We start from the raw sequence: 16,738 nt of genomic DNA on the forward strand, positions 1-16,738 counted from the left end.
TTTCCAGATATATGAATTTAGTTTACATAATATAATTACATTCTATCTAGAGCTACCTTGACTGCTTCAATTGCATGTATATGAGTCGTATCAAATATCGGGACAGATACGTCTTCTTGCTTTATTAATAACCCTATTTCTGTACAACCTAATATGATTCCCTGTGCTCCTTTTTGCACTAACTCTTCGATGACTCTTTTATAATATTCTCTAGATTGAGATACTATTTTTCCTAAACATAATTCTGTATATATTACTTTATTTATTTCTTTTCTATTTTTTTCTGATGGTACTATTACTTTTATATTATTTTCTTCTATACGTGACTTATAGAAATCTTGCTCCATTGTATATGTAGTTCCAAGCAGACCAACCTTTTGAATGTCTTTTCTTTTAATTGCTTTTGCAGTTGCATCAGCAATATGTAAGACTGGAATATCAATTTTCGCCTTTATTTTTCCAACTACCTTATGCATTGTATTTGTACAAATGATTATAAAGTCTGCTCCTCCCTTTTGTAATGAATATGCCGCATTCCCTAGAATTTCTCCAGCACCATCCCAATCTCCGCTAGACTGACATCGTTCAATCTCTTCAAAATCTACACTATTAATCAAACATTTTGCTGAATGTAGCCCTCCTAATCTCTCTTTTATTTCTTCATTAATAATTCGATAATATTCAGAAGTTGATTCCCAACTCATACCACCTATAAGACCTATCGTTTTCATATAAACAACACCTACCTAAACTTTTTTATACAACTAATAACAACGTTTTATTGTATATATTATACATAATAAAACAAGACTTTAAGTTTGAAATATAAAGTCTTGTTTTACGGAATTTAATATGGAAATAATAAAGAGTAATTGTACTTTCATTTCCAAGGAAATTTTTATAGAATATTCTGAAATTAACAATCTGATGTTTTTATAAATTCTTTATACTTATAATTAAAACACTCTCGATACAACGCTTTGATTTCATCATATGATGGAACACGTGGGTTATTAGCTGGGCTACCACTTTCAATTGCATCTGATGCCATTTTAGAAATAGCATTTTCAAATTCAATTTCATCGATTCCATATTCTTTTAAATTTGGAATACGAAGATCAAAGCAAAGTTTTTTTATTTCCCCAAGCGTGTAGTCTGCTACTTCCTCATCAGAATTCGAATACAAATCCTTATTTAAACTACGTCCAATTTTTGCTAACCTTTTCACTGCACTTGTTTTTGTAAACTCTAACACTGTAGGTAATAGTATGGCATTTGATATTCCATGCGGTACATGAAATAATGCTCCCACTGGCCTTGACATTCCATGAACTAATGTAACTGATGCATTAGAAAATGCAATTCCAGCTTGTAAGGAAGCAATCATCATCGCTTCTCTTGCCTCCATATTACGTCCATCTTCATATGCTATACGTAAATATTTCATAATACTTTCAATAGCTGAAAGAGCAAGTACATCTGTAAGTGGCTGTGAAAATTTAGAAATATAAGCTTCAATCGCATGACATAACGCATCTATTCCTGTTGCTGCCGTAATTTGTGGTGGTAACGAACTTGTCAAAACTGGATCTATAATTGCTACTTTCGGTATAAAACTAGGATGCTTCATCATCATTTTTACATCTGTTTTTTTATTCGTAATTACTGCTACACTTGTAACTTCCGATCCAGTACCAGAAGTTGTTGGAATTGCAATAAGTGGTAGTGGATTGTTTTCTATTTCAATATCCTTTTCGACATAATCCTCAACTTCTCCACCATTTGTATATAAAACCGCTACTGCTTTCGCAGCATCAATACAACTTCCACCACCAATACCGATAATAAAATCACACTTTTCCTCTTTACAAAGAGATAAGGCTTCTAACACGTGTATATTTGTAGGTTCAGCATCCACTTTATTATATGTACTAACAGTAATACTTTTCTTATTTAGTTGTTGTATACACTTTTCAAGATATCCTAATTTCTCCATAATTGTATCAGTAACTATAAAAGCTCTTTTCCCTAACTTTTTTGATTGTTCCCCCAGTTTTTCAAGCGAATTCCTTCCATATAATACCGACTTTGGCATACGAAACTCAGAAACTTCTTGCAAGTACTCCACCCCTTCTTATCCTAATTAATATTTTATGATATAAATTATCGATTTGATGAATCTTTACGATTCGAATTTTTAATAGAGTCCTGTTAAAGTATAGAACGCGATAACTAAAAATACAGCAACCGTTTTCAAAATTGTAATAGCAAATATATCTTTATAGGACTGTTTATGTGTTAATCCTGTTACTGTAAGAATAGTAATAATAGCCCCGTTATGCGGTAGTGTATCCATTCCTCCTGATGCCATTGATACGATACGGTGCATAACTTCTAATGGAATATCAAATTGATTGGCCGCTGCAATAAATTTATCTCCCATTGCACTTAATACTATTCCCATTCCTCCTGATGCAGAGCCTGTAATTCCAGCTAAAATATTCGTCGTTACTGCACCATTCACTAACGGATTTGTGAAAGTAGCAGAGATGCCATCTCTCATAATTGCGAAGCCTGGAAGTGCTGCAATGACACCACCGAATCCAAACTCAGCTCCTGTATTCATCGTTGCAAGTAGCGCTCCACCAATACTTGTATTCAATCCAGCTTGGAAACCTGTTACTACTCGCTTCCAATATAATAATAACGTTGTTAAGATCCCTATAATAAGTGCCAATTCTACAGACCAAATTCCTACCACTGCACTTAATTCTACTTTTCCAAATGCTTTCATACCAATTGCAGAAAAATCAAAACCGCTTGGATACCACTTCGGTATCATAATAGTAAACACTTTATTCATTACACCTACTAAAATAAGTGGTATAAATGCAATAAGTTGTTGTGCTCTTGTAATTTCAATGTTATTAATTAATGGCATATTTTTTTGTTCTAATTGCAAAGATGCTGCCATTTCAGTATTTCCATCATTAAAACCAAAATATCCTTCACCTGCCGCTTTTGCCTTCTTACGTCTACTCTCTAAATATAGTAAACCTAATGTAAGAACAAAAATTGCTCCTACAATGCCAAGTATCGGTGCAGCATAAATATTCGTTTTAAAAAATGTTGTAGGTATTACATTTTGAATTTGTGGTGATCCAGGTAGCGCATCCATTGTAAACGTTACTGCTCCAAGAACAATCGTTCCAGGGATTAAACGCTTTGGAATATTAGCTTGTCGAAACAACTTAGCTGCGAACGGATAAACAGCAAACACTACTACATACACACTAACACCACTATACGTTAAAATAGCCCCCATTAATACAATCGCTAATATAGTACGTTTTTCACCAACTAACTCAATAATCGTTTTTGCGATAGAATCTGCAATTCCTGACATTTCCACTACTTTTCCAAATATTGCTCCTAATAAAAACACAGGAAAATATAACTTTATAAATCCAACCATTTTCTCCATAAAGATATTAGAAAAGAAAGGTAATACATAACTAGGTTCTGTCAAAAATACTGCAAATAATGCAAATATCGGTGCGAATAAAATAACAGAAAAGCCTCTGTATGCTACGAACATAAGTAAACTTAGTGCTAATAATATAATAACTAACTCCAATTTTACCCCTCCATTAAACAGAATATTCTAAAATTTATTGATAAACTTCTACTAATCTTTTAATTCTGACATCCCTCCTCTTATTCATACAATTTTTTCATGCTAAAAATGTCTAATTATAAATATTCGATTACATATGAAAAATCCCTTTAAACAGAAACGAATTCCTCATCATACGTTATAAAGGGATTGTTAGTACCTATATTTACTGATTTATTAAAATTTTCCCTACACAAAAATGATACAGTTCTTCAACATCTTTCACTATGTAAGTCGCACTAACTTCAGTCAGTTCTTTCTCACAGCCATAGCCATATAAAACACCAATTGAAACAATTCCATTCTGATTCGCACCTATTATATCGTGCTTTCTATCACCAATCATTATCATTTCTTCTTTATTTAGTTCTTCATTTGTTTGTAAAATATGAGCAATTATTTCTTCTTTTTTTATTCTCGTACCATCTAAATTACTTCCAATGATATCTTCGAAATAATTCGTTAATTGAAAATGCTCTATAACTTGTTTCGCAAATACAGTGGGCTTTGAAGTAGCTACGAATATGCGATTTCCTGAACTTTTTAATTGTTGCAAGAGCTTCAGAATCCCCTCGTATACATTATTTTCAAACAATCCACGCTGCTTTAAATACTCACGGAAGTAAAAAACTGCACGTTCAACCTCTCCTTCACTCATATTATATCTCTCTACGAATGATTGCTGAATAGGAGGACCTATAAATGAATCTAACTCACTTATATGTACTTCTTCAATTCCTACTTTTTTTAACGCATACAAAACCGAATTTACAATCCCTTCTTTCGGATCCGTTAAAGTTCCATCTAAATCAAATAGAAATGTTTTATACATGTTTCATTCCTCCACTTAATTTGCTGTATAAATAACTGCTAACATCTCTTCCACTTCTCCTTATTATACTATCATTATCTATTTTTTCGAAAAATCAATTTCCATATGTCACATACTTTCAGTTACAAAATACGATAGATATGATAAAGTAAAAAAGTTACAATTATTTTAATAGAAACTGGTGAAACAAATGTCAATTACGTTAATTTTTATAATGGCTTTCACAATTGTAATCCACGCAGTTGAAACAAGCTCTTATAGTATTCGATTAGCGGGGGTTCGTTTAAAGAAGATTGCTGTCGCATTATCCGTCGTAGGAATCGTATTACTCATTTCAAGAACGTCAAACTTACTACAAGCCTTTTTACTTGGCGGGATTGTGGACGAAGCAAAACTAGATCCTTCTATTGATTTAGAGCATATTATACGTCTTGTACTATTATCTGCTTCTATCGGTACATTGCTTGCGATTATACTGTATCCAACTTTGACAAAACTATTTGGATATGTCATTCAAAACTTTGAAACAGACGGTTCTTTCATTCGAATGATGAAAACGAATAACATTCAAAAATTAAAGTACACAAAAAAATATGTCCGCTTTCCAAAGTTAGAAATGATTCATAGACTGCGTATCGGTGGTATTCCAAAGCGTATTATGCTTATTAACATGTTTGCTACTGCTATTTATACAGCGGGAGTTCTTTCCGCACTATATGCTTCTTTTTTAATTCCAGCTTTCGCAACAAAAGCCACTACAGCTTCCGGTCTTATTAATGGTTTTGCTACTATTTTATTAACAGTGCTACTAGATCCACGTATTGCTCTTTTAACAGAGCGAGCTCTTCAATCAGAAGAAGGTGCTGAAGCAATGAGTAAAATGTATGCTTGGCTAATGATTTCTAGACTTTTTGGTACATTACTAGCTCAACTGTTATTCATACCAGGTGCTTACTGGATTACATGGATTATAAAGCTTATGAATTAAATTTACTCTCTAAAAAAAAGCAGGTGAGATAACAAATGACTATACAAACAGAACAAGATATCATTCGCTTAATAGAAAACGACGAATGGATGATGAATGTATTACAAATGGCAAAATCACTAGAGTTACCTGATTGGTGGGTTTGTGCCGGCTTTGTTCGTTCTAAAATTTGGGATACTTTACATGACTATGAAGCTAAAACGGCTATGCCTGATGTTGATGTGATTTATTATGATAGTCTACATCAAGATGAGATATACGAACAATCATTAGAAACGAAATTAATGAATATTGATGCTACTATCCCTTGGTCTGTAAAAAATCAAGCTCGTATGCATGTAGTGAATAATATGCCACCATATTCTTCTTCTGTTAATGCTATTTCTAAATTCCCTGAAACAGCAACGGCTTTAGGAGTTACACTTGATGAACTAAACAATGTTATATTAACAGCCCCATGTGGTATTGAAGATGTCCTTTCGTTACAAGTGAGACCAACAGCTCATTTTCTTAAATCGAAAGAACGATTACATATGTACAAAAACAGAGTTATAAAAAAGAATTGGCAAAGTAAGTGGCCTAACATCACAATCACATATCCAGAAATTTAGAAAGAGTGCCTCTCATTTATAGAAGCACCCTTTTCTTCATTTCAAAAAATGTATGACTGTTTCTGCAAATCTATCTGCTTCCTCATAATGAGGTGAATGACCGCTCTCTTCAAATACGATATACTTGCCGTTTCGGGCATCTTTATTAAATGTTTTGATTTGTTCTTCACACGTTACTACATCATGTTTTCCTACTATTAATAACATTAGATTTTGTACATCTTTTATTTTTGATAATAATGATGTATGACATGCTCCCTCTAATTTTAATCTATCAAAGTGCATTTTGGAGCGATTTGAAAATATTTCCCACTCTTCATCACTGTATAAACTCTCATCTGTCCTATCTTCCTTATTATTGTAAATCTCCATTCTTTTTTCTTCTAATTCAGCGCTTAATCTTATATAAGCTTCTAACAACTCTTCTGAACTAGCATCGCTAGATGAATAAGCAAAGCACTCTTTTGCTACTTCTTCTTTTCCATACTTTTTTAATAAATGCCCTGTCTTTTGCAACAAAGCTCTACTTGTTAATGCAAAATCAAAAGTTGGTCCTTCAAATATTATTTTCTCTATTGAACTTGGATATATCGACGCATAAAGCAATGCTACATATCCACCGAAAGAATGTCCAATTATAGACCACTTCTCAATTTGTAATACTTTTTTTAATTCCTCACAGTCTTCAATCAAATCATTTAATCCAAAAGCTTCGTCTTCAGTAATTTTTTCTGAACGACCAACACCTCTTTGATCTATCATAATTACATGTAGAGAATCTTTTAAACGTTCCGCTTGATGAAATGAAAAATCATAACAACTCTCTCCTGGTCCACCATGCAAGTATAAGACTGGCTTATTTTTAGGATTTCCATGTGTTTCAACGTATAGCTTTTTCCTTCTAATATTCATATACTCTCCTGTTTCTATCAAATTCGCCATAAACATCACCATCTTCTTTTTTTACTGAATATTATAACATTTATTGTTAAATAATCCCTATTACATTTAAAAAGACGATAATGATTGCGAGCGGTGCTACAAATCGAAGTAAAAATGCCCAACAAGTAAATACTTTCTTTCCATAATTTCCACCTACAAAAAACTCTGCTTCTAGTACCTTCTTTTCCATTTTGAATGAAACGAAAATACTAATAAATAGTGCTCCAAGTGGCATTAATATATTACTAGATAAGAAGTCTACTGCATCAAAAATATTCTTTCCGAAAATCGTAATATCACTCCATACTCCAAATGATAACGCTGATGGTATACCTACTAAGAAAATGCCGAAACCGATCAGCCATGATAATTTCGTTCTCTTTTCTTGTTCACCATTTGCTAATGCTGAAACAACAGTTTCTAGTAGAGAAAATGCCGATGTTAATGTCGCAAATGTAAATAGTGCAAGGAATACTGTTAAGAAAAATCCACCGAATGGGATTTGACTAAATACAGATGGTAATACGATAAATAGTAATCCAGGTCCTTCTGTCGGCTCCATTCCTAATGAAAATACGGCCGGAAAAATGGCAAGACCTGCAAATAAAGAAACAAATAAATTCAATCCAACAATTGTTATTGCTGATTTTGGTAAACTTTCTTTTTTATTTAAATAGGAACTATAGGTAACCATAATTGAAATCCCGATACTAATTGCAAAGAATGATTGCCCCATTGCGAACAAAATACTTTCCGAAGTAATCTTTGAGAAATCTGGTTGTAAGAAAAACTTCACACCTTTCATAGCATCATCAAGTGTTAACGAACGAATAATAAGAGCGACAAATAAAACGAACAATGCTGGCAACATATATTTACTTGCTTTTTCAATTCCGTTTTGTACACCCTTTGATACAACCCATATCGTAATGAACATAAAAGCGAAATGTCCCATAATAGCCCAAGTGGGATTCCCAATTGTTTCAGTAAATAATGCTCCGTAATTTTGTCCCGGTGCAATTAGTTGTCCAGTAATTCCTCTGAATAAATAAATTAACACCCATCCACCTACAACACTATAAAATGAAAGTAGTATAAAACACGTTCCAACACCAAGGCGTCCAATCCAGTGCCACCCTGTATTTGGTGCAATACTTTTAAATGCGCCAACTGCTTGTTTCTGCGTACTACGTCCAATCATAAATTCAGCTATAAGTAGTGGTAATCCAATTAATATAGTAAATAATATAAAGATTAAAAAGAATGCTCCTCCCCCGCTCTTCCCGGCGATATAAGGAAACTTCCATATTGCGCCAAGTCCAATTGCTGATCCTGCTGCAGCCATTATAAAACCTAATTTCGAAGTCCATTGCTCCGTTTGTTTCATCTCATTTTCCTCCTAATTAAATCTTTTTATATAGATAAATAAATTTTATAGACCTATCCAAATAAACCCTCCACTTCTTTTTCCATATAATAAAAAAATGGCCTAGCATCTCTATATAAAGAGACGCTAAGCCATTTACTTAACGCGGTACCACCCTTATTGATTCCATTATGAATCCACCTTAGTAGTAATCGTTTGATTACAAACCTAATATCGAAGGTTAACCGTTAAGATTTACTAAGAATGTGATTCCGTTCCACCTTACTGCTCCTAGGCGAGTTCAGGATGTCATTTGACTATGTCGCACCAACCCATAGCTCTCTGTACAAATACATGACCTTACTACTCCTATTCAACACATTGTAATATTTAGAATATATTTTCTTTTGAAATTAATATGAAGTATATCGGTTATATTTGTAACTGTCAAGGGGTATATTAATTTTTTGTCGAAATGGTTCATATTGATAACTCACTTTTACTAAGCTTATTAGCAAAAGAAAGAGTCTATATTTTCATCTTTTCAAACGAACTATAAAAAGAATCTTCGCGATAATCGCGAAGATTCTTTTTACGGTATAAGACGAGTACAATCTCTCGGAAAAGCACTCGCCTCTCGTACATTTGTTAATTCTAATAGTTTATATACAATCCTTTCTAACCCAATTCCGAAACCTCCATGCGGGGGACAACCGTATCGGAATGTATTTAAATAAGATTGAAATTTCTCTGGGTGTAATCCTTTTTCTTTAAACGAAGCGAGTAACATTTCATAATTATGAATTCGCTGTGCCCCTGACGTTATTTCTAACCCTTTATATAATAAGTCGAATGAATCAGTAATAGCTGGATTCTCTTTATTTTGCATCGTATACATCGGTCTCGCTTCTTTCGGATAATGTGTAATGAAAACAAATTCACTATTATATGTTTCCTTTACATATTTCCCTAGTAACTTTTCACCTTCTGTATCTAAATCCCCTACAGGAGATTCTTTACGATACTTACTTTTCAAAATTTCTTGTGCTTCTAACAATGTAATTTTAGGTATTTCAGTAATAACAGGTACTTCTATTTGTAATAGTTGTAGTTCTATTTCACATTTTTTCGCTACTTGTTGAAACATATATCGTAAAACATCCGTTTCTAGTTGCATCACTTCATAAAAATCATGAATAAAACCAAGTTCTACGTCTAACGATATATATTCATTCAAATGACGGGAAGAATTATGATGTTCCGCTCTATATACAGGTGCAATTTCAAAAACTCGTTCTAACCCACCTGCCACCATCATTTGCTTATAGAACTGTGGTGATTGTGCTAAATAAGCTTCTTTTTGGAAGTATGGAAGCTTAAAAACATTTGCTCCTCCTTCTGCCCCTTGCGAAACAATTTTCGGCGTAAAGATCCGTGTGAAATCGTTCTCTATAAGAATTTCACTAAAGCTCTGAACGAGTGTAGATTTCACTTTAAAAATCGCTGCGGTTCGCTCATGCCTTAATGATATTACTCGCTCATTAAGTAGTTGATCTAAGCCCACTTGTAACTTCTTTTTATTTATTTCAAATGGAAGTGGTTCTGCACCGTTTATTACTTTCACTTCATGAGCAAGTACTTCAACACCCAATTCTGTTTTCGACGTCTCGACTATTTCACCGATTACATGGACAACACTTTCTACATCAACTTTATATCCAGCCAATCCATTCTCTAATACACATTGAATTACTCCTGTTCTGTCCCGTAATAATAAAAAACTAACATTTCCAAGATGCCGAATTTTTTTTACCCATCCTTGAAGTAATACAACCTTTCCACTTTGTTCCATACATTCTTTTGTGAGTGAACGCTTCATTATTGAATTCATTATTTTTCCCTCCAGTAATTTTATATTTGTTTACGTTATTGTTGTCATCGTCATCATCCACGGTCACTCACCCCCTTTCAAAGAATACAAAAATCCGCCCCTATAAATAGGGACGGATTTTTTTCCGCGGTACCACCCAAATTGTCATACTGACCATCTTAGCCCTGATAACGGTAGGTACCGTTTGCTTTTACTAATAATCACGTTCAAAGCAACACTCACAGGTGTCTTTCCATCATGCGGTATCACAACCTTCTCAGCAACCGGCTGCTCTCTGTAGACCTTTGCACCATGTACTTTTCCTGATCATCACTTTTTATATTTACAGAGTATTCTAACTTCTCTCTTTATAAAATGCAAGAATTTTTTTGAAACATTCTGATTTTCTAACTCCTAACTGCTTCTAAAACGGGAAAAGTTAATTTTGTAATACATATTCTTATGTATCAAATCCGAAATTACACATCTAATATTTTCCTAATTTTTACATAAAAACCGTATTTTTCACGCATATTAATAAACAAATTTAAAGCGAGGTGTGCATATGCAAAAAGCAATTAGTTTCTTTCTCCTATTGTTTTGCCTAATTGTAGTAAACGAAACATACGCCTATTCACCAAAATCTTTACCAATCTCTCAAAACTCTGGTCAATGGCTAGTGAATATTGATAAACCGAAAAAAACAAACAAAAATATGCTTCAAGCTAAAAAAAATGAATTTCAAACATATCATTTTTCAGTAAAGAATATCGGGAATAGTGAAGTATATAACGTAAACGTCGAAGTATTCCGCAACGAACTAAATAAGAAAACGAAATATGAACTCTTTTCCCTAAAGGAAAGTCGTTTAGCAAGTGGAAAAACTGGATTTGAACACGCTAATTTACCTGTTGCTACAAAAGCGGATGAGGTTGATGTTATTATTACATGGCAAGAACACCCATTCCGATTGATGCGAAATGGTCAAAAAGTTGAATCTAGAAAATTTAAAGAACATTTTGTTTTTAAAGAAGCTAAAAAGTAAATGGGATACGGATATATTCACACTATCATTGATATAGCTTTATTTACTAGTACCAGTTCGTAAGCAAATTAAAAAGTCGTGGCTTATAATGCCACGACTTTTTATATTAATTCGTACTAATGCCTCTCGCTGCCCAAATACGATCGATATCAGCAGCATGTTGTCCGCCATATAAAAGAGCATCTGCTTGCTTAATCGCTTTTGCTCCATCACTGAATTTAGAGTTTGGTGTTAATGACCAGTGTGATTGTAAAATGATTTTTGTTGCTACATCACGGCCAAAAGCTTGTGCCATTTCGTATTGACCTTGTGCCCAAATTTCACCATCATCATGCACTTCATTCGTTATATCTTTCGGATATACTTTATTCGTATCTAATCGGCGTAAGCATGTTGGATCTGAACTAGAGTAAGCTGTCGCATCCCATTCTCCAACACATGCTTTTCCGTATCCTGTAGTCGATACTGCATCTTCATATGTAGCACCTAAGAAGTCGCCAAATCCTTCTCCCATCGCTCCGCCTTCTGCTGAACTACCAAAGCCAGGAACTTGGTTATCTTGAATCGAATGCCCATACTCATGTGCGATAATACCAGCATCTTCTGCATCATCAACACCGCCAGTACCGAAAGTTAAAGCTTTTGTTGATGGAGAATAGAATGAATTATCATCAGTTGTACCATTAACATTCACTTTTATCGAACGGTTATTAATATTTTTAAAACCTAACCCTTGAATGTAACGCTGTAATGTATCGATATGATAATACGACATCACATCTTCAAAGCTATCATTTGCACGTGTATAGTTAAATTGTAAATTCGTAGATTTTGTTTTCGCTTTTGAAGAAATCGTTACATATTCTCCAATTAAAAATCCTGTTCCATCTAAACCTTTTAACGTAACAGTTTTCAGTTGGTTCGTTAGAGCTGTTGAATCTGCATCGTTATTATCTTTTAAGCCTACTTTACTACCGCTAGATACTACTGGGTTAGGTAAAAATACTTTTCCTGATCCTTCAGCTTTTCGGTTTATATCAACCTTTTTAATTAACTTTCCATTTTCTGCATCAATAAATGTTTCCCATGCACCAAATGGATTATTAGAATGGACTACAACTTTATATACTGGACGAGCCATTCCTTCTTCAACAATATATCCGAATTCTTTCTCTGTAGGAGCCCATAAGTTTTGCTCACTTGCTTCTCCAACATACGCCATTGATTTTTGTATTGCATCTTTTTCACTAATTTTTGTCGTTACTTCCTTCACACCTGTAACAGGCTGATAATCAGAAACAGCGAGTACTCCCTTTCCTTCTCCGTTAAGAGTAACTGTAATTTGTTTTGAAAATACAGGAGCACCGTTAACAACTTGTTGGAACCTAACATATGAAGCTACTGACGTTTCTGTTGTAGAAATATATTGCAAGTCTGAAAGGTCTGCCTTCAATCCATACTGCGCAGCATTTTCTTTTAAATATTCAGTTGCTTTTTTCTGTGGCGAATAAGCTTCTAACTTTACTTGCTGTTGTTTTTCCAATGCCGAAACCGTAGAAATCGTCCCCATTACTAACGGCACAGTCATTGCCATTGCCACCATTTTTTTATTAAACATAGAACCACTCCCCCTAATAAAGTAGCTCAACCTTATCCCGTTACCACTCAGCAATCATTCTCCACAAAATGGAGGGATAAAAATTGAATCTAGGAGTAATTCTCTATGGACAATTCTATTACCTTTCCATTTGAGGTAAGTGAAATTTTCTCAATATTTATGTGTAAAGTGAAAACAATACTGTAGAAATATATTTCTACAGTATTGTTTTCGGTACGCTATGAAAAAAGAAAATTGCTAGTAATCCTATCGAATGTATAGTCAAATAAATTCTAATCATACAAAAAAGGAAGTTGGAATCATTCCAACTTCCTTTTTTCTTTAATTAGCCGCACTTAATTTAATTCTAAGTTTTGTCTCACCTAAAGAAAGTTCATCGTCTTCGTTCGTTAAGTGACCAAATGTAAATTGTTTAACGAGTAAGTTTTCTTCCAATAAATCTTTATGGTTCGTTAACGTTCGCTGTAGCTCTACTTCTGTATCGAGAATAACATCGACTCGTAAATTAACTGGTAAATTCAACTGTTTACGATATTCTTGAACCGCACGAATGAATTCACGCGCTACTCCTTCTTGTAACAATTCTTCCGTTACATTCGTATCTAACATAACTGTGTATTGTCCGTTAGTCGTATTAGAAAATCCTGATTTTGCAACTTTCTCAACTAACACATCTTCAGCAGTTACAACTACTTCTTCTCTTGGTGTTGCTTCGTAAACTGCTCTTCCTGTTGATACAAAGTTTTGCACTTCTTCTTGTGATAATTGTTTTAGCCAACCATTCACTGCATTCACATTTTTACCGAACTTCGGCCCCGCTGTTTTAAAATTAAGCTTCAATTGATATGATGTGTATTTTGTTTCATCGAGTTCAACATGGAACGCTTTTACATTTAACTCATCCATAACGATATCACGATAAGATTCCCAATCCATATCATTCTCGTTATGCTCAAGTAATACAAGTTCTGCTAGCGGCTGTTTTACTTTTAAAGAATGCTGATTACGGTTACTTCTTCCAAGTTCAACAACTTGTAAAACAGCATCCATTTCCGCTTCTAATTTCGGCTGAAGTAGTAATTCATTTACAACTGGATAATCAGCTAAATGAACACTACTTCCTTCTAAATTAAGATGAATGTCTTCCGCGACAAACGGTGTGAATGGTGCAATTAATTTACTAATTGTTACAAGTACTTCATGAAGTGTCTCATACGCAGCAGCTTTTTCAGCGTTCATACCAGATTCCCAGAAACGATTACGTGAGCGTCTTACATACCAGTTACTCACTTCATCTACAAGTGCTGCAATTTCACGAGCTGCATTCGTAAATTGATAATCATCAAGTGCTGTTCTCACTTTTTTCGTTGTACTATGCAATCTTGATAATACCCATTCGTCTAATTTCGTAAGCTTTACATTATACGTTTCTTTCGGATTATACTCATCTAAATTTGCATATAAAACGTAGAAGCTATACACATTGACTAATGTATCTACAAATTTAGATTTCGCTTCCAGTACTGTTCTTTCAGAAAAACGCTTCGCATTCCACGGGGCACTATCAACAAGTAAAGCCCATCTTAGCGCATCTGCACCAAACTTATCTACTAAATCAACTGGGTCTAGTGCATTCCCTTTACTTTTAGACATTTTCTGTCCTTCTTCATCTAAGACATGCCCTAATGATAACACTCGTTTATACGGTACTTTTCCTGTATACAGTGCTGAGACTGCTAATAAACTATAAAACCAGCCGCGTGTTTGATCAATTCCTTCTGCAATAACATCCGCTGGAAACTGCTCTTCAAATAACTCTTTATTTTCAAATGGGTAATGATATTGTGCAAATGGCATAGAACCACTATCAAACCAAACATCAATTACTTCTGGTGTACGATTCATTGTTCCTCCGCATTTCCCGCAGCAGACTTGCACTTCATCTACATAAGGCTTATGCAATTCCAAATCTTCTGGTGTTTCGTTCGTACTATGCTTTCTTAATTCAGCAATGCTTTTCGGTGCGAACTGATGATTACAACTTTCACATTCCCATACGTTTAATGGCGTTCCCCAATATCTATTTCGGCTAATATTCCAGTCCACCATATTTTCTAAAAACTTACCAAATCGTCCATGTTTCATATGATCCGGATACCAAGTAACAGAATCATTATTTTGTAAAAATGTATCTTTAATTGCAGTTGTTCGGATTAACCAACTTTCTCCTGCATAATAAAGTAGTGGTGAATCACAACGCCAGCAATGCGGATAGCTATGTTCATATTTTTCTTTATGATACAGTAAACCTTCCTTCGCTAAATAACGAACGATATCCACGTCACAATCTTTTACAAATTTTCCTTTCAAAAATGGTACTGCTTCTGTATACTCACCTTTTTCATCTACAACGTGCAAGAATGACAATCCTTCACTTTGAACGACTCTATAATCATCCTCTCCATATGCTGGAGCAATATGAACAAGTCCTGTACCACTATCTGCTGTTACAAAATCTGCTGCGATAACGCGGTAACCATTTGTAACTTCTTTCATCGGAAATGGGGCTGCATAAGATGTGTTTAATAATTCTTCGCCTTTATGAACAGATAATACTTCATAATTCTCTTTTAATACTTCTTGTACACGTTCTTTCGCAACAATGTATACATGACTTTCTTGTTTTGCTTTAACGTATTCCATATTTGGATGGACAGCAAGCGCAACGTTTGCTGGAAGTGTCCAAGGTGTTGTGGTCCAACCTAAGAAATACTCATTTTCACTATCTTTCACTTTAAACTTCACAGTTGCACTTAAATCTTTTACTGTTTTATACCCTTGTGCAACCTCATGTGAGCTCAATGAGGTTTGGCAGCTTGGGCAGTATGGTGAAACTCTATGTCCTTTATATAACAATCCTTTTTCATGGATTGTCCCCAATATATGCCATACACTTTCGATATATGGATTCTTTAAAGTTACATATGGATCATCCATATCTACCCAATAACCAATACTTTCAGTGAATTCACGCCACTGCTTCTCATATGTGAAAACACTCTCTTTACACTTTTGAATAAATGGTTCAATGCCATATTCTTCGATCTCATGTTTACCAGAAATACCAAGTTGCTTCTCAACGCCTAATTCTACAGGTAAACCATGTGTATCCCATCCCGCTTTTCTTAACACTTTATAACCAGCCATCGTTTTATATCTTGCTACTAAGTCTTTAATTGTTCGTCCAAGTGCATGACCTACATGCGGTAGTCCGTTCGCCGTTGGTGGTCCTTCATAAAATACGAAAGACTGTGCGCCTTCTCGATTCTGAATTGATTGTTCGAAAATATTTTGTTCGTTCCACTGTTTGCGAATTCGCATTTCTCTTCCTACAGCTGATTCTTTTACATCTACTTTTTCCATATACAATCACTCCTTTGAATATTTTAAAGCACACAAAAAACCCGTCCCTATAAAGTAGGGACGGGTTTACCCGCGATACCACCCTAATTCTATTAGCTTTTTCACTAATAGCACTTAGCAACGTACTATCATACGTGTTCTTTGTAACGGTAGACATCCGTCCGGGCTTACTTACTTTCAGCCTCGGCTCCTCGGAGATGATTTTCAAATAACGTCTGCACACCGGCTTTCAGCAATATACCGGCTCTCTGGAGAACAGCTCACTATTTTACTCTTTCTCGTCTTCAGATTTGTATACTTTGTTAAAAGTTATTTTATGCCATTTAGCAACTAATTGTCAACTAATTCAAAATATATCCTTATCTTT

12 protein-coding genes and 3 other annotated features are annotated in these 16,738 nt (G+C 34.4%); of the genes, 3 read left to right on the plus strand and 9 right to left on the minus strand.

The features are described from left to right. Nucleotides 1-35: 35 nt before the first annotated feature. The 4 genes from N2V92_RS24250 to N2V92_RS24265 all read right to left on the minus strand — a co-directional run bounded on the left by N2V92_RS24250 (nt 36) and on the right by N2V92_RS24265 (nt 4,508). Nucleotides 36-731, minus strand: coding sequence for an aspartate/glutamate racemase family protein (locus N2V92_RS24250; protein ID WP_000848566.1), 696 nt, complete (start codon nt 729-731; stop codon nt 36-38). Between the two features lie 185 nt (nt 732-916). Next, nucleotides 917-2,119 (minus strand): iron-containing alcohol dehydrogenase, encoded by a 1,203-nt coding sequence (locus N2V92_RS24255; protein WP_001158664.1) that lies wholly within the window; start codon nt 2,117-2,119, stop codon nt 917-919. Between the two features lie 78 nt (nt 2,120-2,197). Then, complete coding sequence (locus tag N2V92_RS24260) at nt 2,198-3,637, minus strand: GntP family permease (protein ID WP_016077784.1); 1,440 nt, start codon at nt 3,635-3,637, stop codon at nt 2,198-2,200. A 205-nt stretch (nt 3,638-3,842) separates the two neighbouring features. Next, on the minus strand, nt 3,843-4,508 hold the full coding sequence (locus tag N2V92_RS24265) for an HAD family hydrolase (RefSeq protein ID WP_016077785.1): 666 nt from the start codon (nt 4,506-4,508) through the stop codon (nt 3,843-3,845). 190 nt (nt 4,509-4,698) lie between these two features. Here N2V92_RS24265 and N2V92_RS24270 point away from each other — a divergent pair, with 190 nt between their 5' ends. Beyond that, nucleotides 4,699-5,496: a lipid II flippase Amj family protein gene (locus N2V92_RS24270; protein WP_000028911.1), complete on the plus strand. Its 798-nt coding sequence runs from the start codon at nt 4,699-4,701 to the stop codon at nt 5,494-5,496. A gap of 35 nt (nt 5,497-5,531) precedes the next feature. Continuing rightward, entirely contained in the window at nt 5,532-6,107 is a 576-nt protein-coding gene (locus tag N2V92_RS24275; RefSeq protein WP_016077786.1) for a nucleotidyltransferase family protein, read from the plus strand. A 36-nt stretch (nt 6,108-6,143) separates the two neighbouring features. Here the strand turns inward: N2V92_RS24275 and N2V92_RS24280 are convergent, their stop codons facing one another. The 3 genes from N2V92_RS24280 to aspS form a co-directional block, all read right to left on the minus strand. Then, nucleotides 6,144-7,049, minus strand: coding sequence for an alpha/beta fold hydrolase (locus N2V92_RS24280; protein WP_033668866.1), 906 nt, complete (start codon nt 7,047-7,049; stop codon nt 6,144-6,146). 46 nt (nt 7,050-7,095) lie between these two features. Continuing rightward, nucleotides 7,096-8,436, minus strand: a complete 1,341-nt coding sequence (locus tag N2V92_RS24285; protein WP_016077788.1) for a sodium-dependent transporter — start codon at nt 8,434-8,436, stop codon at nt 7,096-7,098. A gap of 116 nt (nt 8,437-8,552) precedes the next feature. After that, nucleotides 8,553-8,801: a binding site (T-box leader), on the minus strand. A gap of 206 nt (nt 8,802-9,007) precedes the next feature. Next, nucleotides 9,008-10,306 (minus strand): aspartate--tRNA(Asn) ligase, encoded by a 1,299-nt coding sequence (gene aspS, locus N2V92_RS24290; protein ID WP_001084710.1) that lies wholly within the window; start codon nt 10,304-10,306, stop codon nt 9,008-9,010. A gap of 105 nt (nt 10,307-10,411) precedes the next feature. Continuing rightward, nucleotides 10,412-10,625: a binding site (T-box leader), on the minus strand. Nucleotides 10,626-10,850: 225 nt separating this feature from the next. Between aspS and N2V92_RS24295 the strand changes: the two genes are divergently transcribed. Then, nucleotides 10,851-11,330: a hypothetical protein gene (locus tag N2V92_RS24295; protein WP_016077789.1), complete on the plus strand. Its 480-nt coding sequence runs from the start codon at nt 10,851-10,853 to the stop codon at nt 11,328-11,330. A gap of 106 nt (nt 11,331-11,436) precedes the next feature. On the opposite strand, the gene N2V92_RS24300 is transcribed toward N2V92_RS24295, so the two are convergent. Both N2V92_RS24300 and ileS read right to left on the minus strand, forming a co-directional pair. Further along, complete coding sequence (locus N2V92_RS24300; protein ID WP_000482263.1) at nt 11,437-12,948, minus strand: M36 family metallopeptidase; 1,512 nt, start codon at nt 12,946-12,948, stop codon at nt 11,437-11,439. A 321-nt stretch (nt 12,949-13,269) separates the two neighbouring features. Then, nucleotides 13,270-16,371, minus strand: a complete 3,102-nt coding sequence (gene ileS, locus N2V92_RS24305) for an isoleucine--tRNA ligase (protein WP_016077790.1) — start codon at nt 16,369-16,371, stop codon at nt 13,270-13,272. A 53-nt stretch (nt 16,372-16,424) separates the two neighbouring features. Then, nucleotides 16,425-16,665: a binding site (T-box leader), on the minus strand. Nucleotides 16,666-16,738: the final 73 nt, after the last annotated feature.

The organism is Bacillus sp. CH_48, assembly GCF_038008465.1.
GTDB lineage: Bacteria > Bacillota > Bacilli > Bacillales > Bacillaceae_G > Bacillus_A > Bacillus_A thuringiensis_S.